Origin of the sequence: Flavobacterium sp. CS20, assembly GCF_018080005.1 — a bacterium.
In the GTDB taxonomy this organism is placed as follows: domain Bacteria; phylum Bacteroidota; class Bacteroidia; order Flavobacteriales; family Flavobacteriaceae; genus Psychroflexus.
Window position 1 is genome coordinate 563,737 of sequence record NZ_CP073015.1, and the last position, 20,344, is coordinate 584,080.

At 33.7% G+C, this 20,344-nt stretch carries 22 protein-coding genes; 14 read left to right on the forward strand and 8 right to left on the reverse strand.

What is annotated here, in order from left to right:
- Window positions 1–60: 60 nt before the first annotated feature.
- The 7 genes from IGB25_RS02785 to IGB25_RS02815 all read left to right on the forward strand — a co-directional run bounded on the left by IGB25_RS02785 (window position 61) and on the right by IGB25_RS02815 (window position 5,032).
- Window positions 61–1,212 (forward strand): PLP-dependent aspartate aminotransferase family protein, encoded by a 1,152-nt coding sequence (locus IGB25_RS02785; RefSeq protein WP_211066068.1) that lies wholly within the window; start codon window positions 61–63, stop codon window positions 1,210–1,212.
- Between the two features lie 83 nt (window positions 1,213–1,295).
- Complete coding sequence (locus IGB25_RS02790) at window positions 1,296–1,544, forward strand: DUF6364 family protein (protein ID WP_211066069.1); 249 nt, start codon at window positions 1,296–1,298, stop codon at window positions 1,542–1,544.
- On the forward strand, window positions 1,544–1,966 hold the full coding sequence (locus IGB25_RS02795) for a PIN domain-containing protein (protein ID WP_211066070.1): 423 nt from the start codon (window positions 1,544–1,546) through the stop codon (window positions 1,964–1,966). Before IGB25_RS02790 ends, IGB25_RS02795 begins: the two co-directional genes overlap by 1 nt.
- A gap of 242 nt (window positions 1,967–2,208) precedes the next feature.
- Window positions 2,209–2,847 (forward strand): peroxiredoxin, encoded by a 639-nt coding sequence (locus IGB25_RS02800; protein WP_211066071.1) that lies wholly within the window; start codon window positions 2,209–2,211, stop codon window positions 2,845–2,847.
- Between the two features lie 70 nt (window positions 2,848–2,917).
- Complete coding sequence (locus IGB25_RS02805) at window positions 2,918–3,232, forward strand: thioredoxin family protein (protein ID WP_211066072.1); 315 nt, start codon at window positions 2,918–2,920, stop codon at window positions 3,230–3,232.
- Window positions 3,213–3,461 (forward strand): hypothetical protein, encoded by a 249-nt coding sequence (locus IGB25_RS02810; protein WP_211066073.1) that lies wholly within the window; start codon window positions 3,213–3,215, stop codon window positions 3,459–3,461. The genes IGB25_RS02805 and IGB25_RS02810 overlap by 20 nt, the downstream gene beginning before the upstream one ends.
- Before the next feature lie 191 nt (window positions 3,462–3,652).
- The gene (locus IGB25_RS02815; RefSeq protein ID WP_211066826.1) at window positions 3,653–5,032 is read left to right on the forward strand and encodes an aminotransferase class V-fold PLP-dependent enzyme; all 1,380 of its coding nucleotides are present in this window, start codon (window positions 3,653–3,655) and stop codon (window positions 5,030–5,032) included.
- Window positions 5,033–5,047: 15 nt separating this feature from the next.
- Here the strand turns inward: IGB25_RS02815 and IGB25_RS02820 are convergent, their stop codons facing one another.
- Both IGB25_RS02820 and recQ read right to left on the reverse strand, forming a co-directional pair.
- On the reverse strand, window positions 5,048–5,452 hold the full coding sequence (locus IGB25_RS02820; RefSeq protein WP_211066074.1) for a DUF2452 domain-containing protein: 405 nt from the start codon (window positions 5,450–5,452) through the stop codon (window positions 5,048–5,050).
- Between the two features lie 131 nt (window positions 5,453–5,583).
- On the reverse strand, window positions 5,584–7,767 hold the full coding sequence (gene recQ / locus IGB25_RS02825; protein WP_211066075.1) for a DNA helicase RecQ: 2,184 nt from the start codon (window positions 7,765–7,767) through the stop codon (window positions 5,584–5,586).
- Between the two features lie 76 nt (window positions 7,768–7,843).
- Here recQ and IGB25_RS02830 point away from each other — a divergent pair, with 76 nt between their 5' ends.
- Genes IGB25_RS02830 through lptB form a run of 5 tightly spaced genes read left to right on the forward strand, consistent with a single transcriptional unit; the run spans window position 7,844 to window position 11,347 of the window.
- Window positions 7,844–8,806 (forward strand): SIS domain-containing protein, encoded by a 963-nt coding sequence (locus IGB25_RS02830; RefSeq protein ID WP_211066076.1) that lies wholly within the window; start codon window positions 7,844–7,846, stop codon window positions 8,804–8,806.
- The gene (gene tatC / locus IGB25_RS02835) at window positions 8,806–9,627 is read left to right on the forward strand and encodes a twin-arginine translocase subunit TatC (RefSeq protein ID WP_211066077.1); all 822 of its coding nucleotides are present in this window, start codon (window positions 8,806–8,808) and stop codon (window positions 9,625–9,627) included. The genes IGB25_RS02830 and tatC overlap by 1 nt, the downstream gene beginning before the upstream one ends.
- Complete coding sequence (locus tag IGB25_RS02840; RefSeq protein WP_211066078.1) at window positions 9,624–9,980, forward strand: carboxymuconolactone decarboxylase family protein; 357 nt, start codon at window positions 9,624–9,626, stop codon at window positions 9,978–9,980. Before tatC ends, IGB25_RS02840 begins: the two co-directional genes overlap by 4 nt.
- 3 nt (window positions 9,981–9,983) lie before the next feature.
- Window positions 9,984–10,589 (forward strand): hypothetical protein, encoded by a 606-nt coding sequence (locus tag IGB25_RS02845; protein WP_211066079.1) that lies wholly within the window; start codon window positions 9,984–9,986, stop codon window positions 10,587–10,589.
- A 17-nt stretch (window positions 10,590–10,606) separates the two neighbouring features.
- On the forward strand, window positions 10,607–11,347 hold the full coding sequence (gene lptB, locus IGB25_RS02850) for an LPS export ABC transporter ATP-binding protein (RefSeq protein WP_211066827.1): 741 nt from the start codon (window positions 10,607–10,609) through the stop codon (window positions 11,345–11,347).
- Here lptB and IGB25_RS02855 read toward each other — a convergent pair.
- From IGB25_RS02855 to tgt, 6 genes are all read right to left on the reverse strand, one after another.
- Window positions 11,344–12,609: an asparagine synthetase B gene (locus IGB25_RS02855; protein WP_211066080.1), complete on the reverse strand. Its 1,266-nt coding sequence runs from the start codon at window positions 12,607–12,609 to the stop codon at window positions 11,344–11,346. The two genes, lptB and IGB25_RS02855, sit on opposite strands and share 4 nt — an antisense overlap.
- Window positions 12,610–12,700: 91 nt before the next feature.
- Window positions 12,701–14,206, reverse strand: coding sequence for a replicative DNA helicase (dnaB, locus tag IGB25_RS02860; RefSeq protein ID WP_211066081.1), 1,506 nt, complete (start codon window positions 14,204–14,206; stop codon window positions 12,701–12,703).
- Window positions 14,207–14,369: 163 nt separating this feature from the next.
- Window positions 14,370–15,326, reverse strand: a complete 957-nt coding sequence (locus IGB25_RS02865; protein ID WP_211066082.1) for an acetyl-CoA carboxylase carboxyltransferase subunit alpha — start codon at window positions 15,324–15,326, stop codon at window positions 14,370–14,372.
- Between the two features lie 14 nt (window positions 15,327–15,340).
- Window positions 15,341–15,961, reverse strand: a complete 621-nt coding sequence (locus tag IGB25_RS02870) for a hypothetical protein (RefSeq protein ID WP_211066083.1) — start codon at window positions 15,959–15,961, stop codon at window positions 15,341–15,343.
- A 59-nt stretch (window positions 15,962–16,020) separates the two neighbouring features.
- Window positions 16,021–17,097, reverse strand: a complete 1,077-nt coding sequence (locus tag IGB25_RS02875) for an LptF/LptG family permease (protein WP_211066084.1) — start codon at window positions 17,095–17,097, stop codon at window positions 16,021–16,023.
- Window positions 17,097–18,227, reverse strand: coding sequence for a tRNA guanosine(34) transglycosylase Tgt (gene tgt / locus IGB25_RS02880; RefSeq protein ID WP_211066085.1), 1,131 nt, complete (start codon window positions 18,225–18,227; stop codon window positions 17,097–17,099). The genes IGB25_RS02875 and tgt overlap by 1 nt, the downstream gene beginning before the upstream one ends.
- Window positions 18,228–18,394: 167 nt before the next feature.
- On the opposite strand from tgt, the gene IGB25_RS02885 reads away from it, so the two are divergent.
- Both IGB25_RS02885 and IGB25_RS02890 read left to right on the forward strand, forming a co-directional pair.
- Window positions 18,395–19,240, forward strand: coding sequence for a transketolase (locus tag IGB25_RS02885; RefSeq protein ID WP_211066086.1), 846 nt, complete (start codon window positions 18,395–18,397; stop codon window positions 19,238–19,240).
- A gap of 121 nt (window positions 19,241–19,361) precedes the next feature.
- Window positions 19,362–20,318 carry a transketolase family protein gene (locus tag IGB25_RS02890; RefSeq protein ID WP_211066087.1) on the forward strand — a complete coding sequence of 319 codons (957 nt, stop codon included), beginning with the start codon at window positions 19,362–19,364 and terminating at the stop codon, window positions 20,316–20,318.
- Window positions 20,319–20,344 lie beyond the last annotated feature (26 nt).

Here is a 20,344-nt window from a genome sequence, read left to right on the forward strand (position 1 = left end):
TTGACATTTTTTGTTGAGTTAAAAACACACTAAATTTACTACAAATAAATCTAATGATAAATGAAAACTAATCAAGGCTTAAACACTATTTGTGTTCACGAAGGCGATGTTGAAGACCAAACCTATAAAGGTGCAATTTCGCCGATTTATCCAGCAACAGCTTATGCTTATCAAGGTCAAGAAGATTCAGCTTATCCACGTTATTTTAACACGCCAAATCAGGCTAACTTAGCTAAAAAAATAGCGAGACTTGAACATGCGGAATTGGGTTTGATTTTTGGCAGCGGAATGGCGACGATTAGTTCGGCGATGCTGAGTGTTTTAAAGTCAGGAGATCACGTGATTGTTCAAAATCAAATTTATGGTGGCACGCGTAATTTTATCAAAAAAGAATTAGAAAATTATAGTGTGAAATATGATTTTGTGGATTTGAATGATGAAAAAGCAGTTGAAGCATTAATCCAACCCAATACAAAATTGATTTATCTTGAAACTCCATCCAATCCTTTAATGGAGTTGGTTGATTTAAAAAAGATTGCTCAAATAGCAAAAGCACACAATTTGATAACGATGGCAGATAATACATTTGCTACGCCTATTAACCAAACACCAATTGATTTTGGAATTGATATCGTTGTGCATTCTGCAACTAAATATCTCGGTGGTCATAGTGATATTACCGCTGGAGCTGTGGCAACCTCAAAGACTTTGATTGAACCGATTTTGCACAAAGCACAGAACTTTGGCGGAAGCCTTTCAGACCAAACTACATGGCTACTTGAGCGCAGTATGAAAACTTTAAACTTAAGGATTCAGCGACAAAACAAAAATGCGACTGAATTAGCCAACTTTCTATATCATCGTGATTGGATAGAGCAGGTGTTTTATCCAGGTTTAGAAACGCATTCTCAATTTGATTTAGCTCAATCTCAAATGTCAGGATTTGGCGGAATGTTATCTTTTAAGCTTATCAAAGAAATTTCAACCACTGCATTTTTAAAAGAACTTAAACTCGTGAAAGATGTTTTAAGCCTTGGCGGTGTTGAAACCACAATTTTATCACCTGCCAAAACCTCTCATAGCTTGCTGTCAGACGAAGAAAGACAAGCACAAGGCATTAATAACCAAGTCTTAAGACTGTCTTGTGGTATTGAAAATGTAGAAGATATTATTGATGATTTTAACCATAGTTTGAAGCATAATTTAACATAAAACGTATTATTATAAAAATTATCACACGTGTAATAGAGTAAATTTTTATCTTTGTTTTATTAAAAAACTTAAATACTCAAAAAATGAATACAAAACTCACTTTGACAATAGAGCAAGAAACCATACAAAAGGCTAAAAAATACGCCAAAGATAAAAACAGAAGCTTATCCAATATTATTGAAAATTATTTGAAAATTTTAACTAAAGAAAAAATAAAAGAACCAAAAAAAATAAACCCAGTTGTAAAATCTTTAAAGGGCTCTTTTAAGATACCTAAAAATATGGATTATAAAAAAGAACTCAGAAACCGATTAGAAAAAAAATATTTATAATGGATAACGTATTAATCGATACCGATGTCATTTTAGATTTATTTTTTGATCGCGAACCTTTTGCCGAACATGCTGTTGAAGTTTTTAATCGATGCGAAGAAAAACAAATAAATGGATTTACAACTCCAGTCATCATATGCAACGTCTATTATTTATTAAGTAAAACAGCAAAACATCAGTTGATTATAGAAAAAATCAAACAACTTTTAAACATCATTGAAATCACAGAAATGGGTAAAGAAGTAGTTTTAAATGCTTTAAATTCAGAATTTAAGGATTTTGAAGATGCTGTGCAAAATTTTTCTGCCATTCAAAATGAAAAAATAAATATCATTTTAACCAGAAATATAAGAGACTTTAAGAAAAGTAAATTAGCAGTTTTGACACCAGAAACCTATTTAAGAGCTAAATCCAGTGTCTAAAAATGATCAGGTTTTATCGTTTAGTTTAAGGGAATGAAGTCAGTATTATTATAAATAACTCAGTAATAAATTTATCATTTCTTAATTCCTGAATTTTAAAAATAGCTTAAATCTATTATAATAAAATTAAATGATAGTTTTTGTTTATAACAATATAAAAAAAGACAACTTGAATTTTACAAATAAGCTGAGTTAATCGCTTATTTTTGTATCAGAATATTAACCTTAAAAACCTAATAATTATGTCAATCGTAGGAAAAAAATTTCCAGATTTAAAAGTAAAAGCCATGAATGATCTTGGCGACACTATTGAAATTAATGTGCTTGAAGAAGCCGTTAAAAACAACAAAAAAGTAGTCTTATTTTGGTATCCAAAGGACTTTACTTATGTATGTCCTACAGAATTACATGCTTTTCAAGAAGCATTGCCAGAATTTGAAAAAAGAAACACTATCGTAATCGGTGCATCATGTGACACAGCTGAAGTTCATTTTGCTTGGCTAAACACCTCAAAAGATGACAGCGGAATAGAAGGCGTGTCTTATCCTATTCTTGCTGATTCTAACAGAAATTTAAGCGACCGTTTAGGTATTTTGGATATCACCAATGAGCGTTATGACGAAGAAACAGGCGATGTTACTGTAGATGGCGACAATGTTGCATACAGAGCAACATACCTTATTGATGAAGAAGGCACCGTTTTTCACGAAGGCGTGAACCACATGCCACTTGGACGTAACGTATCAGAATTTTTAAGAATGATTGATGCTTATACACACGTTCAAAAACACGGAGAAGTTTGCCCAGCCAACTGGGAAGAAGGTAAAGAAGCTATGAAGCCCAGTAGAGAAGGTACGGCTTCATACTTATCTAAAAACTAAGAATTTTAGTAAATCTGAATACAAGTCAGGATTCAGTTTCTGACTTGTATTTTTAAAAAATCAAAAAATTATGTATAAAGAATTAGAACAAGATAATCTTGCAGAAGAATTAAATGACAATGAAACTGTTGTTGTTCAATACGCTGCAACTTGGTGTGGAAACTGCAGATTGATGAAGCCGAAATTTAAAAAATTAGCCTCAGAAAATGAAGACATTCCATTCATTTTAGTTGATGCTGAAAAATTTCCAGAATCAAGAAAGCTTGCTAATGTCAATAATTTACCAACATTTGCAACATTTAAGCATGGTAAATTTGTCAATCAAGTGCAGACCAATAAATTTGAATCTTTAAAAGACTTAGTCAATGAAGTTACCAATAATTAAACATTTACAGAAAAACAACTCTGTTGAAAAACTCCAGCATACTATGGATGTCTTAGAATCGTTTACAGAACACCGTTCTGTTAAAGAAGAAGAAATGGATGTTGTAGGCGAGTTGATTACCAATATTGCTGGTGCTATTGAAATGGACAAACTTGTTCAAAGTGGAATGTCTGAAAAAGATCTGACCAACGCCTTTTCAAAACGAGTTCTCGGCTCTATTGATCAGTAATTCAGGTTATTGCAATTAGCAATTAACTTTTAGAAATAACGGATTAGGCGAAAAGACTTTGTCATTATGATAAAGTCTTTCTCTTTTTATCAAATTATAACTTTCATAGGTAAAGTAAATCTTAATCTAACATCCTTTTTCTTAGAAGTATGGCTAAATTTGCAATTCTAAAATAATCTATAATGAAAAGTATGCATGCGGTAGATATCGATTTAGTTGAAATGACGCTTGATATCATGAAATATGCCGTTAATAGAATATCAAATACCAATCCCGAATTAGGCTCACCCAAAAAAGAAGAACTGCTCGACAAACTTGTCGGTAAGACCATTACCGAAGATGGTATTGGTGGAGAAAAAGCTTTTCAATTGTTTAAAGATATTTTGGTCAAAGCTACAGTTCCAGTCGATCATCCAAGGCATTTGGCTTTTGTGCCAGCAGCACCAACTCGGGCCGCTATTTTATTTGATTTGGTCACCTCGGCTTCAAGCATCCATGGTGCATATTGGATGACTGGTGCAGGCGGTATTTATTGCGAAAATCAAGCTATGAAATGGTTAGTTTCACTTACAGGTTTGCCCGATACATCTTTTGGCGTTTTTACAAGTGGTGGTATCTTTGCTAATCTATCTGCTATGATTGTCGCTCGAGAATATTGGAGAAGTTTAAACGAGAATAACAAAGCTTATAAAGCACTGCTGATTACATCATCAGGAGCACATTCTTCCATTAAATCTATGGCTAATGTTATAGACGCTGATATCATCATAGTTGATGACGATGAAGACGGCAGACTTTCAGGTGATTTGTTAAATAAAAAAATTAAGAGTTTAAGTCAAATAGATCGCAAACGTTTATTTGCAGTTATTGCAACTGGAGGTACAACCAATGCAGGAATTATAGATGAACTCGATACCATTGCAGAGGTTTGCGAAAAAGAAAATTTATGGTTTCACGTCGATGCGGCATATGGTGGTGGAGCTTTGGCGGCATCGTCTGTTCGTCATTTGTTTAATGGGATAGAAAAAGCAGACAGTATCACTATTGATCCTCATAAGTGGTTGTTTTCACCTTATGATTGTGGAGCTGTAATTTATAAAAACTTAGAACACGCTAAAAATGCACATTCTCAAAAAGGTGCCTATCTTGATATTTTTAAAGATGAAGGCGCTCAAGGTTTTAATCCTGCTGACTATCAAATTCAGTTGACGCGAAGACTTCGTGGTTTGCCACTTTGGTTTTCATTAGCCACTCATGGCACAAAACGATATCAAGCGACTATCGAAAGAGGTTTAGAGTTGGCTCAATTTGCGACCAAAACCATTGATGATATGTCTCATGTCAATTTGGTAAGACCACCAGGTTTGTCTTGTGTCTTGTTTGAACGAAAAAATTGGTCAGACGAAGATTATAAAAACTGGACTTATACCAATCAAAAAAAAGGCTTTGCACTCGTAACACCAACTAAATGGACAATCAATGCACAAAGCCAAACTGTTTCAAGGTTTTGTTTTATCAATCCTGACACTACCGAAGATGATGTGGTTAAGATTTTAGAAACGATGAAATAATTTTTTTTTAAAAAATCAATTATCAACCCGTTCCCAGACTTTATCGTCGTTGAGTTTAAAGCTTCCTTTATGTTTAAACGAACATTCGTCGGGTTGGATGATAGATAAAAAACTTTGATTATTGTCTTTGACATAAAGATGATAAACTTGACCTACAATAGGTTCAAAACTGAACTCTGCGTTGTAAATTAGCTTATTGTATTCATATTGTTGCATCAAATCTTCATAAGCCGATTTGAGTTTGTCATATTTCGTTTTGATTTGATGGTTAGCTTTATGAATATTGGTTTTTTTCCAACCTGTCAAATCATTTGATGTGATTTTTGGAGCTGAGGCATTGGTGGCATAAGGTAATAAACCAGCATCGTATTTATCTTTTTCTTCATTATAAACAACTTGATCTGGTTTTTTGTCAGGCATAATTTTTATATCAAATTTAAAACAATAGTTATTAAAGATGTTATAGATATGATATCGAATATTATTTCATTCAAAATGGTATAATATAGAATTTTAATGTTTTTAGTGATTACAGAGTTGGTTTTATAGTTTTAATTAGCAACCTCACTTATAAATTTAATTCTGTATAATCTCATTTCATCTTCTTCATATTCACCATCAAATTCTTCAATAGCATCATTAATACTATCGGTTTCGGCTTCTAAGAAATATTCATGGATTTCTTCTTGTTGATCTTCATCAAGTATTTCATCAATCCAGTAAGATATGTTAAGTTTAGTACCGCTATAGACAATGGCTTCCATCTCTTTAATCAACTCATTCATTTCCATACCTTTTGAACTTGCAATATCGACTAATGGTAGTTTGCGATCTACATTTTGAATGATATAAAGTTTGTTTGCACTATTGGCTCCAGTAGATTTAACCACCAAATCATCGGGTCTTATAATGTCATTATCTTCAACATATCTTTGGATTAAGTCTATAAATTTTCGTCCAAATTTTCTGGCTTTACTTTCACCTACACCATGTATATAACTCAGTTCTTCCAGATTGATAGGATATTTTAAAGCCATGTCCTCTAAAGATGGATCTTGAAAAATCACAAATGGTGGAACATCTTTTTGCTTAGCTACTTTTTTTCGTAAATCTTTGAGCATTTTGAGCAATTTTGGGTCACTTCCACCACTAATGTTGGTATTTACTGCAGATTTGTCATCAGAATAATCGTGGTCTTCAGCCATCATAAATGACTCTGGTTGCTTTAAGAATGCTTCGCCTTTTTCTGTTAATTTGATAACGCCGTAACTTTCAATTTCTTTATGTAAGTAGCCATTAACAAGCACTTGCCTAATCAATGCTTTCCAAAATTCTTTTGATTTGTCTTTCCCTTGACCAAATATATCAGTTTCATCAGTTTTGTGAGATTTAATGAGAGCGTTTGATTCGCCTGATAGTATATTCACTAATTCTTTCATTTTATAAAGCTGTCCTGTTTCTTTGACGGTTTTAATTAACAAGGCAACTTCGTCTTTAGCTTCAATCGTTTTTTTAGGATATCTTACATTATCATCCATATCACCGCCTTCACCTGTTTCATTATCAAATTCTTCTCCAAAATAGTGCAAAATAAACTTACGCCTAGATATGGGTGATTCTGCAAAAGCAACGACATCTTGAAGTAAAGCATAGCCTATTTCTTGCTCGGCTAAAGGCTTATTGCTCATAAATTTTTCAAGCTTTTCAATGTCTTTATAACTGTAGTATGCTAAACAATGACCTTCGCCGCCATCACGACCAGCACGACCCGTTTCTTGATAATAACTTTCTATACTTTTAGGAATATCGTTGTGAATCACAAAACGCACATCAGGCTTATCAATACCCATACCAAACGCAATAGTGGCAACAACCACATCAATGTCTTCCATTAGAAACATATCTTGGTGTTTAGATCGTGTTTTGGCGTCAAGTCCAGCATGATAAGGTACAGCTTTCACGCCATTGACTTGCAAAGTTTGAGCCAATTGACTGACACGTTTTCGGCTTAAACAATATATTATTCCACTTTTACCTTCATTTTGTTTGACAAATTTAATGATATCGCTATCGACATTTGCGGTTTTGTGTCTGATTTCATAATATAGATTTGGTCTATTAAACGATGCTTTAAACACATTGGCATCTGTCATTCTTAAGTTTTTAAGAATATCTTCTTGAACTTTTGGTGTTGCAGTTGCCGTTAAACCTATGATCGTTATATCATCACCAATACGATTTAATATTTTCTTGATATTTCTGTATTCTGGTCTAAAATCATGACCCCATTCCGAAATACAATGAGCTTCATCAATTGCTAAGAATGAAATTTTTTGAGTTTTCAAAAAATCGACATATTCATCTTTGGTTAAAGACTCAGGTGCGACATATAGCAATTTAGTATGTCCATCAGAAATATCTTGTTTGACTTGCCGGATTTGTGTTTTATTCAAAGATGAATTTAATACATGAGCAACGCTTTCGTTTTCAGAAAGACTTCTCAAAGTATCGACTTGATTTTTCATCAAGGCTATCAACGGTGATATCACTATAGCTGTGCCTTCAGAGATTAGTGCTGGCAATTGATAGCACAGAGATTTGCCACCACCTGTAGGCATAATAACAAATGTGTTTTGATTGTTTAGTATGCTTTTTATAACGCCTTCTTGAAGACCTTTAAATTCTGAAAAACCAAATATTTTTTTTAATTGTTGATGTAATTCTTTTGACTCCAATTTATTTTTGTTTTACTTACATTTGCAAACCTAAATATACGCAATATTTTAAAGTCTGCAAGTCAATTATAAAATTATGGATTTTTCTCAAATAAAAAATTTCGCAACCGACAGCATCAAAATGCAGGCAGAAGCTATTGATAACTTAAACCATTATATTGATAAGGACTTTGAAGAAGTTGTCAAGCTTATAATAAAATCTAAAGGACGTGTTGTTATTACTGGTATTGGCAAGAGTGCCATCATTGCACAAAAGATTGTTGCTACAATGAACTCAACTGGCACGCCCGCTGTTTTTATGCATCTTGCTGATGCTATTCACGGTGACTTAGGGACTATTTTAAAAAATGATATTGTGATTTGCATTTCAAAAAGTGGTAACACGCCAGAGATAAAAGTGCTTGTTCCTTTAATTAAAAATTTTAAAAATAAATTAATAGGCTTAACTGGAAATTCAAATTCTTATCTAGCACAACATTCTGATTATACTCTACTCACTCCTGTAAAACAAGAAGCTTGCCCCAACAATTTAGCACCGACTACAAGCACAACTGCTCAATTGGTGATGGGTGATGCTTTAGCGGTAACTTTAGTTATGCTTAAAGGTTTCTCAAAAAAAGATTTTGCAAAATATCATCCTGGTGGTGCTTTGGGTAAAGCTTTATATCTCAGAGTGAGCGATATTACAGAAGATAATCTAAAACCACAAGTACAACCTGATACGCTGATGAAAGATGTAATCATTGAAATTTCTAAAAATATGCTTGGTGTAACGCCTGTATTGGATAAAGGAAAAATCGTTGGCATTATTACTGATGGAGATTTAAGGCGTATGCTTGCTGATCATGATGATATAAAACACTTGAAAGCTGAAGATATTATGAGTCAAAACCCTAAAACAATTAAAAATGATGCAATGGCTATAGATGCTCTTGAGGTTTTAGAAAACAACAATATCACACAACTTATTGCAGAACAAAACGGTGAATATAAAGGCATTGTACATTTACACAATTTAATTAAAGAAGGCATTATTTAATGGCAAAATCAATAAATAAAAATGAGATGTCTTTTTTAGACCATCTTGAAGACTTAAGATGGCATATCATAAGAGCATTATTAGCAGTTGTGATTTGTGCTATTGTTGCTTTTATGTTTAAAGGTTTTATTTTTGATGTTATTTTATTAGGACCTAAACATTCTACTTTTCCTACTTATGAAATTTTGTGCAACCTCTCAAAAAAAATAGCCTTAGACCAAAGTTTTTGTTTTGAAGAATTACCTTTTAGAATACAAAGTAGAAAAGTAGCGGCACAATTTAGTGCACATATGTGGACATCAATAACGGCGGGTTTTATTGTGGCATTTCCTTATATTATTTATCAACTTTGGTCTTTCATTTCTCCAGGTCTATACACCAAAGAAAAGCAAAGTGCCAAATGGTTTATATTTATTACTTCGTTTTTGTTTTTCTTAGGGGTTTTATTTGGTTATTATGTCATTTCTCCTTTATCTATTCGCTTTTTAGGAAGTTATCAAGTAAGTTCAGAAGTTTTTAACGACTTTGATTTAGATAGTTATATCGGATTAGTAAAAACATCGGCTTTAGCTTCGGGACTTATGTTTGAACTACCTATAATTATTTATTTTTTAGCCAAATGGGGCTTGGTAACCCCCGATTTTTTAAAAACAAATAGAAAATATGCTTTGGTACTTATATTAATAGTTTCAGCTATCATTACGCCACCAGACATTGCTAGTCAATTTATTGTCTCTATACCTGTTGTAGTTTTGTATGAAATTAGTATTATAATTACAAAATTTATTTATAAAAAAGAACTTAAAAAAGAGATAAAATGATAGATAAAGTTGACGAATTTGAAGCCTATAGGGCAAAAATGAATAACAAGCTCATCAAAGAGAATAACAAAGTCATCAAACGAATTTTTAATTTAGATACAAATTCATTTGCTGAAGGAAGTTTAGACAAAAAAACTAAAGAACTCTTAGGATTAGTCGCCTCATTAGTGTTGAGATGTGACGACTGCGTAAAATATCATTTAGAATCTTCCTACAAATCAGGTTGGAGTCGTAGCCAAGTAATGGAAGCTCTAAGCATCAGTACCTTGGTTGGCGGAACAATTGTTATTCCTCATCTAAGAAGAGCTCACGAATTTTGGGAAGCCATTGAAGAAAAATATCAAAATCAATAAATTATGAAATCATTAATCAAAGCTTTTATCAGACTGGTGGCGTATGCCGCATTATTTTTTTTGTGCACACTACCTATTGAAGCAGATTTTTCAATAGGGCAATCCAACGAATCGAATGCCATTGAATTTGCTCAGGAAAGTATATTGTTCATCACTGTTTTAATTGGCTTTATATCCTTAGCTTATACTTCAAAATATAAAGTTTTTATGGCTGTTTTAAGTTTGTTTATAAGCTTGCATTTAATTCGTGAATTTGACGCTTGGTTTGATGCTCAATTTCCAAGTTTAGGTTGGTTTCCTTTTGTTGTGATATTAGGTGTGATTATGCTGATTATTCTTATTAAAAATTTTAAATCTTTTGCAAATCAAATGAAATCACTCAGCAACACTCTTGGTTTTGGAATACTGTTGATTTCGCTTGCTAATCTTCATGTTTTTACTCGACTTTATGGTAAACCATCTAATTGGGACAGCATTATGGGAAATAATTATTTGTACAGTGTAGAACGTGCTTCGGAAGAAAGTGTTGAGTTAATCGCCTATATGATGATTCTTATTGCTGTTGTTGAATTATTTATATTTGTAAAGCAAGATAAAATTTCCAATTGATGACAGAATCTAAAACAATAAAACTTCGTGCAGAAAAACTTATTAAAACCTACAGTGGCAAACGCGTTGTAAAGGAAGTGTCTCTTGAAGTTAATCAAGGTGAAATTGTTGGTTTACTCGGACCTAATGGAGCAGGAAAAACCACGACGTTTTATATGATAGTTGGTATCATAAAACCCAATAGCGGTCAAATATTTCTTGAAGGTCAAAATATCACCAAATTTCCTATGTATAAAAGAGCTCAAAACGGTATTGGCTATTTAGCCCAAGAAGCTTCTGTGTTTAGAAAACTCAGCGTAGAAGACAATATTAAAAGTGTCTTAGAATTAAAAAAACTCAACAAAAAAGAACGCAACGAAAAAACTGAAAAACTCCTTGAAGAGTTTGGCTTAACGCACATCAGAAAAAACCGTGGCGACTTATTGTCTGGTGGAGAACGACGACGAACAGAAATTGCTCGAGCATTGGCAACAGACCCAAATTTTATCTTACTCGACGAACCCTTTGCTGGTGTTGACCCTATTGCAGTTGAAGATATTCAAAAAATTGTGGCTCAACTTAAACATCGCAATATCGGGATTTTAATTACTGACCACAATGTTCAAGAAACTCTTGCCATTACTGATAGAACTTATTTGATGTTTCAAGGAGGCATCTTAAAACACGGTAAACCCGAAGAATTGGCTGAAGATGAAATGGTCAGAAAAGTCTATCTTGGTCAGAATTTTGAATTGCGAAAGAAGAAACTTTTTGACTAAGTTTTATGCTTCTTTTTCTCAGCGACTGGAAATAAAATATTATTTAAAATTAATCTGTAACCAGGAGAATTTGGATGCAATTCTAATTCTGTCTTAGGGTCGCCAACGCGGTGTTGGTAGTCTTCAGGATCGTGACCTCCGTAGAATGTAAAAAAGCCTTTGCCTTTAATCCCGTGAATATATTTGGCTTCTCCGTTGAGTTTGGTTTCGCCTAAAACCAACACATTTGATTTAACTTGTGAAGCATCAAAAGCTGTGGTTTGCCCCATAAAACCTTTCACAATAGCGGTATGGTTTTGGCAGAGCATCGTTGGTATAGGATCCCATTTGGCTGAAAAATCCATCAGAGTAAAATAGTCTTGTTCTTTTGGTACACGTCGTTTTCTCGTCATATCAATACTTGAAAACTCATAAACCATGGGGTTTTTTTCTAAGGTATAATTTTTAAAAGCAAAGGTTTTTTGATAGTCAATTTTATTTTGATATCCTGGCTCACTTGGGTCGCCATCAAACATAGATTCGCATATATCTACGCCTTCAGCTGATAGGGCTATATCAAAACTATCTGTAGCACTGCACATGGCAAACATAAATCCGCCACCAATGACATAATCTCTAATTTTTTTGGCTACCGCTAATTTTTCTTGAGAAACTTTATCATAACCTAAAGATTTAGCTAATTCTTCGGCTTCTTTCTTTTCTTCAATATACCAAGGTGCCGCACGATATGCTCTGTAAAATTTACCGTATTGCCCAGTAAAATCTTCGTGATGCAAATGTAGCCAATCATAAAGCAAAAGTTCATCATCTAAAACTTCCTTATCATAAACCGTTTGATAAGGAATTTCTGCATAAGTTAAAACTAAGGTCACGGCATCATCCCATGGTTTTTTGCCACTTGGCGTGTAAACTGCAATTTTTGGTGCTTTTTCTAACAATACCGATTCTTGATTTTGACTTGGACTATCAATTTTAGCTAAAATCGTTTCTGCTTCTGCATTACTAATCACTTCATAACTCACACCGCGAATGCTACATTCTTTTCGAAGTCGTTCAGAGTCGGGTATCAAAAAAGAGCCACCTCTGTAGTTGAGCAACCATTGTGCTTTTTGACCATTGCTTAAAACCCAATAAGTGATGCCGTAAGCCTTGAGATGATTGTCTTGAGATTCTGCATCCATAGGAATGAGCACAAAAGATGCTTTCACATTTAAGCTGATTAAAGTGAAAATGAGAATTAAACCTATTTTTTTTATAGACATTAATGACATGTTTAAAACAAATTTAATGGAATTTTAAAGCAATGGTCTTAATATACTAGTAAAATTCTCTTAAGTGTGTCTAAAAGTATAGCTAATAAGGAAAATCGTCTTCAGGATTGTCAAAATTATCAAATTGTGAAGGTTTGGGAAAATCATCATCATCATTAATCTTAGAATTGACCTCTGTTATGGTTTCCATATTGATGTTTTCAAATCGACCAAATTTTCCTATAAACTTGAGTTTTATATTATCTAAACCGCCGTTACGATGTTTAGCTACAATAAATTCAGCTTCATTTTTTGTTGGTGATGCGATTTCGTCGTCCCATTCTTCTATACCGTAATATTCAGGTCTGTAGATAAATGAAACAATATCGGCATCTTGTTCAATAGCACCAGATTCTCTCAAATCACTAAGCAAAGGTCTTTTGGTACCGCCTCGGGTTTCTACTGCACGAGATAATTGCGAAAGAGCTATGACAGGTACATTGAGTTCTTTGGCTAAAGCTTTTAAATTTCTTGAAATGCTTGAAATTTCTTGTTCACGATTTCCTGCTTTATTGCTCGAACCGCTGGTCATCAGTTGTAAATAATCAACAACAATAAGCTGGATTCCATGTTGAGAAGATAATCGCCTCGCTTTAGCCCGCAAGTCAAATATAGAAAGAGATGGTGTGTCGTCAATAAAAAGCGGTGCTTTTTCTAAGGCTTTGACTTTGACATTGAGCTGTTCCCATTCGTATTTTTCAAGCTTTCCAGTTCTTAATTTTTCTGAAGAAAGTTGCGTTTCTGATGAAATTAATCGTGTTATCAATTGCACAGCAGACATTTCAAGAGAGAAAAAAGCCACAGGAATATTTTGCTCTACGGTAATATTTCTTGCCATAGAAAGCGTCAAGGCTGTTTTACCCATACCAGGACGAGTCGCAACAATAATTAAATCACTGGGTTGCCAACCAGAAGTGAGCTCATCTAATTCATCAAAACCTGAAGGAATGCCACTTAATCCTTTTTGATTGGCGATTTCTTCAATGCGTTTTTTTGCTTGAATAACAAGACTTTGGGCGGTTTCAGAAGACTTGTTGATATTGCCTTGGGTTACTTCATAAAGTTTAGATTCGGCATTATCTAATAAATCAAATACATCAGTAGATTCGTCATAAGCTTCTTCTATAATTTCATTTGAAATCTGAATTAAACTACGCTGAATAAATTTTTGAAGAACAATGCGAGAATGGTATTCAATATGGGCGGAAGATGATACTTTTTGGGTCAACTGAATCAGGTAAAAATCACCGCCTATAGATTCAAGTTTTTTATCTTTCTTTAGATGGCTGGAAACCGTTAATAAGTCAATAGGTTGACCTTCTTCAAACAAAGTTTTGATGGCAGAAAAAATGTGCTGGTGACTTTCTTTATAAAAGGCTTCAGGTTTTAAAATATCAATAACTTCATCAACACCTTTTTTGTCAATCAACATCGCACCTAATACAACTTCTTCTAAATCAACAGCTTGTGGCGGTATTTTGCCTTTTTGTAAACTGATGACATTGCCTTTCTTTGTATTTTTATTGCTAAATGACTTTTGGTTTTCCATATGGCGAATGTAAACAAATTGTTAAGACCAATCCATATTTAAGTGAAATTCGTCATCAACATTTCATCAACAATAGCCTGTTGATAAATCATTAAAAATTGTTGATAACCTGATTTGTTCAAACTCAAAAACCATTAAATAATTGGTTGTGAAGAATAAAGAATTAGCGTTCTTTAAATTCACCCATTCCAACGTATTTTTCAATGCGTTTTTCAACCAATTCTTCTGGTGATAAGTTTTTAAGTTCTTCAAATGTTTCTAAAATAGTTTTACTGACAATTTTAAAGGTATTTTCTTTATCGCTATGAGCACCACCAATAGGTTCTTTAACTATTTTGTCAATCAGTTTCAGCGATTTCATATCGTTTGCAGTCAGTTTTAAAGCTTCTGCGGCGGTTTCTTTGTATTCCCAACTTCGCCATAAGATAGAAGAGCAAGATTCTGGAGAAATCACAGAATACCAAGTGTTTTCAAGCATAAGCACCCGATCGCCAACACCGATGCCTAAAGCACCACCACTGGCTCCTTCGCCAATAATAATCACAATTATAGGAACTTGAAGTTGTGTCATTTCGTAAATGTTTCTGGCAATAGCTTCACCTTGACCACGCTCTTCAGCTTCAAGACCAGGAAATGCACCAGGTGTATCAACAAAACATACCACAGGGATGCTGAATTTTTCTGCTTTTTTCATTAATCTCAAAGCTTTTCTATAGCCTTCTGGGTTAGCCATTCCAAAATTTCGATATTGTCTTGTTTTGGTATTATAGCCTTTTTGTTGACCTATAAACATAAAACTTTGGTCTTTAATTTTTCCTAAGCCTCCAATCATAGCTTTGTCGTCACCAAAATTTCTATCGCCGTGCAATTCTAAAAAAGACTCTTTACAGATATTATTGATATAATCTAAAGTATAAGGGCGATTAGGATGTCTTGAGAGTTGCACTCTTTGCCAAGCATTAAGATTTTTGTAAATATCTTTTTTAGTTTGGTTGAGTTTTTTCTCTATTTGTTTGCAAGTATCAGAAACATCAACATCGCTATCTACACCAATTTTGCAAGCTTGGTCATATTTTTCTTGGAGTTCTTTTATAGGTAATTCAAAATCTAAATATTCCATTTAAAAAATTATTTTTATAGTTGTAAAGCTTTAGTTTGTGAGCCTAATTTATTAGAAACATCAAGTGGTATGACAGAAGTTTTGGTTTTTATAAAATCGTTTTCACTATCGTAACTTCTCAAAATATCATAAGGCGGTTTAACATCTCTTAAAAGCGTTCCGTTTCTTCTAAACAGCTCATCATCTTTGTTTTTTTGAAGTTGTTTGGCAATTAACTCTGTCAAATTTTGCAGTAGATTTATGGCGGTTGAATAAGTTGGAGCTGCTTTTAATAAGGCTTTAGCACCAAGATTAATAGCTTCTGATTTTAAGATATCTTCCATAAGCTGTCCAAAATCTCTGACATCTTTATCACTTTCCATAAACAAAACAGAATAGGCTAAAAATTGCCCAGGATTTTTTGGTCCATAGATCAAATGTCCTTGACCATCAAAGCTTACTGTGTCTCCTTTTTTGACATTAGGAAAGGACAAAATATTAAAATCTATTGAGGTCTCATAAGCACCGTGCTCATCAATAGCCATTGAAACAATATAAGGTTCACTGAATCTCTCCAAAAAGAATTCAGACTTACGCTTGAGCGTAAACGATTTTACAACGACTGCTATTTTATCTTGTTTTGGGTTAAATTCCATAACTAATTTTAAACAAATATAAAGACAAGTTTTAAATTAAAAGCGTCAAAACTAAAAAACTAACGTTTTGCTTTTTGTAGTAAAATTATGGCTAAAATAGCAAAGATGACATTAGATGCCCAAACGGCTATAACTGGAGGAAAACTTGATTTTTCTGCAAACACACCAAAAACTTTATCCAAGAATACATATGAAAATGCAACGACAATCCCTATGGCTAAATTGATTCCCATTCCGCCACGTTTTTTGATAGATGATACTGCTACAGCAATTATGGTAAGAATAAATGTTGAGACAGGAACACTCCAACGCCTATATAAATCAATCATATACAGTTTTATATAAGGTGAACCACGTTGTTTTTCTTCTTCAATAAAATCTAATAGCTCAAAGTAGTTTTTGGTTTCTGCGGCATAAACGGTTGGTGTTAGTTCATCAAGCTCAAAAGGTAAAATGGTATCAAATGATGCTTTTTTTGTGATATAGTCTTCGCGTTCTGTTATTGTTCTTTTAATGTAAGGTTTTAAAGTGTAATTTAAAGAATCTTTATTAAACTTGATTTGATTGGTCGTTATTTTAAAAGTCATACGTTCACCTTCAAAATGCTCTAAGGTAAAGTTATAAGCCGTTTGATTTTGTGGACTATAACTTGAAGCATAAATATATTCGTTGTCATTAATTTGACGATAGATATTTTTGGTGTCTCTTATAGAATTATCATTAGAAAAATATTTATAATAAAATGTGTTATAATCTTCACTTGAATTAGGATAAATATACATACTAAAACTTAATGCAATGAAAAAGACTATAGTCGCTCCAACAAAATAGGGTCTTAAAAACCGCATAAAAGAAACGCCAGAACTCAAAAATGCTATAATTTCAGAATTGTTTGCCAATTTTGACGTAAACCAAATTACCGACAAAAAGAGAAGTATGGGAAATAATAAATTGGCAAAATGAATCACAAAGTTGACATAAAAATATAAAATCTCATCTAATGGTGCATTGCGTTGTTTGAGATTATCTATTTTTTCTGAAAGATTAATAATAATGCCAATTGGCACAAACATGATAAGCATAATCACAAAGCTTATCAAATAGCGTTTTAATATATACCAATCTAAAATTTTCACTATAATCTATTTTGCAATTGATCTATCATTTTAGTCTTCCAAGAAATAAAACTTCCTGCTTCAATATGTTGAGTCGCTTGTCTAACTAACTTCAAATAAAAGCCTAAATTGTGAATACTGCAAATTTGTTTAGCCAAAAGCTCATTTACTGTAAATAAATGTCTGACATAAGCTTTGCTGTATTCGTGGTCAACCCAAGTTGTACCGTCTTTATCAAGGGGAGAAAAATCGTCTCTCCACTTTAAATTTTTGATATTGATACTTCCTTCACTTGTAAAAATCATTCCGTTTCTAGCGTTTCGTGTAGGCATAACACAATCAAACATATCTATACCAAGAGCAATGTTTTCAAGCAAATCAATTGGCGTGCCAACACCCATAAGATATCGTGGTTTTTCTTTTGGTAATATGTCAGTAACCATATCAGTTATTTCATACATTTTTTCATTGGGTTCACCCACAGACAATCCGCCAATTGCATTGCCTGGCATATCTTTAGCGACGATGTATTTTGCAGATTCTTGTCTTAAATCTTTGTAGGTGCTTCCTTGTAATATAGGAAATAAATGCTGTTGATGACTATATAGATCTTCGGTTTCATCAAATCTTTTTATACACCTTTCTAACCAACGATGTGTCATATGCATAGAGCGTTTGGCATATTGATAATCAGTTGGATAAGGTGGACATTCGTCAAAAGCCATCATAATGTCAGCTCCGATTAAGCGTTGTGTATCCATAACATTTTCAGGTGAAAACCAATGCATTGAACCATCGATATGTGATTTGAATTTTACTCCTTCTTCGGTAATTTTTCGGCGTTCAGAGAGTGAATAGACCTGATAACCACCACTATCTGTCAATATATTTTTAGGCCAATTCATAAATTTATGCAAGCCACCTGCTTTTTGCAAAATATCGGTTTCTGGTCTTAAATAAAGATGATAAGTATTGCCAAGAATGATGTCAGCTTTGATGTCGTTGAGCAATTCTCTTTGGTGAACCGATTTTACAGTGGCAATGGTTCCGACGGGCATAAAAATTGGAGTGCTAATTTTTCCGTGATCGGTAGTAATAACGCCTGTTCGAGCCTTAGAGTTTTGATCTTTAGATTGAATATCAAATGTCATGAAATAAATTTAAACGTTGCAAATATACTTATCTCATTGGCATTTTAAACAAAGTTTATTATTTCATTCTAATCAACAGCAAATTTTAATAAGTTCGTTAATAACTGCTTTAAAAAAGATTTTTGTTGCGGTTTTAATAGTTTATTTTTGTCAAAAATCATTTAAAGATGACAACATCATCAAATTTACAAGATTTCGTCACTCAAGTGAGACGCGATATTTTAAGACAAGTCCATAAAGTCAATTCTGGTCATCCAGGTGGTTCTTTAGGTTGTACTGAATTTTTTTCTGTGCTATTTAAAGAAGTTTTAGACACTAAGGATGAGTTTGATATGAATGGAAAAGACGAAGATTTGTTTTTCCTTTCTAACGGGCATATTTCTCCTGTTTATTACAGTGTTTTAGCACGTTGTGGTTATTTTCCTATTGAAGAGCTCAATACTTTTAGACACATTAATTCCAGATTGCAAGGTCACCCAACAACGCATGAAGGTTTGCCTGGTGTGAGAATTGCTTCTGGTTCACTTGGTCAAGGCATGTCTGTTGCCATTGGAGCCGCTTTAACTAAAAAATTAAATAAAGACAAGCATTTGGTTTATTCACTTCACGGTGATGGCGAATTGCAAGAAGGTCAAAATTGGGAAGCTATGATGTATGCAGGAGGAAATAAGGTAGATAATCTTATTGCAACAGTAGATTATAACGGTCAACAAATTGACGGTTCTACGGATGATGTTTTGCCTATGGGTGATTTAAAGGCAAAATTTGAAGCCTTTGGCTGGTTGGTTTTAGAAGAAGACAAAGGCAATGATATCAACGCCGTTCGAAACATTTTGGCAGAAGCTAAATCAAAAACTGGTCAAGGACAACCTGTTGTGATTTTATTAAAAACCATTATGGGCAATGGTGTCGATTTTATGATGCATACGCATGCTTGGCATGGTAAAGCCCCAAACGACGAGCAATTAGAAATTGGGTTAAATCAAAATCCTGAAACTTTGGGAGATTATTAAAAGCTCATCCTAAATCCTTCTATAAGAGAAACAAATGTTGCAAAACAAATTTACGATGTTAAAAATAAATATTAATAAAAAAATTAAATAGCCTTTCCTTAGGAAGGGTTTGGATAGGCCTATGAAAACATACAAAAATACAGGAAATATAGACACACGGTCTGGCTTTGGTGCCGGTTTAGAAGAATTAGGTAACAGCAATCCCAATGTTGTAGCACTTTGTGCTGACTTAACAGGCTCATTAAAAATGAATGCTTTTAAAGACCAACATCCCGAACGTTTTTTTCAAATCGGAATCGCTGAAGCCAATATGATGGGGATTGCCGCAGGAATGACTATTGGTGGTAAAATTCCATTCACAGGAACATTTGCCAACTTTTCAACAGGTCGTGTTTATGACCAAATCCGTCAAAGCATTGCCTATTCAGGTAAAAATGTAAAAATATGTGCTTCACATGCGGGCTTAACTCTTGGAGAAGATGGAGCTACTCATCAAATTCTGGAAGATCTTGGCTTGATGAAAATGTTGCCTGGTATGACGGTGATTAATACATGTGATTTCAACCAAACTAAAGTCGCTACCATTGCCATAGCAGAACATCAAGGACCAGTTTATTTGCGGTTTGGACGTCCAAAAGTGGCTAATTTTACGCCTGAAAATCAATCTTTTGAAATTGGGAAAGCGGTAAAATTACAAGATGGCAAAGACGTTACAATTGTTGCAACTGGGCATTTGGTTTGGGAAGCTTTAGAAGCGGCAAAAACACTCAATGAGCAAGGTATTTCTGCTGAAGTAATCAACATTCACACCATCAAGCCTTTAGATGAAGAGGCTATTGTGACTTCTACTAAAAAAACAGGATGTATTGTAACAGCTGAAGAGCATAATTTTCTCGGCGGTCTGGGCGAAAGTGTTGCTCGAACTTTAGCACAACATCAGCCAACGCCACAAGAATTTGTCGCTACTCAAGATACGTTTGGCGAAAGTGGCACACCAGCACAATTGATGGAAAAATATGGTTTGAATGCCAAAGCTATTGTTGAGAAAGCAAAGAAAGTGATAAATAGAATATACTGATTAACAGTGTTTTATTTTATGAATTG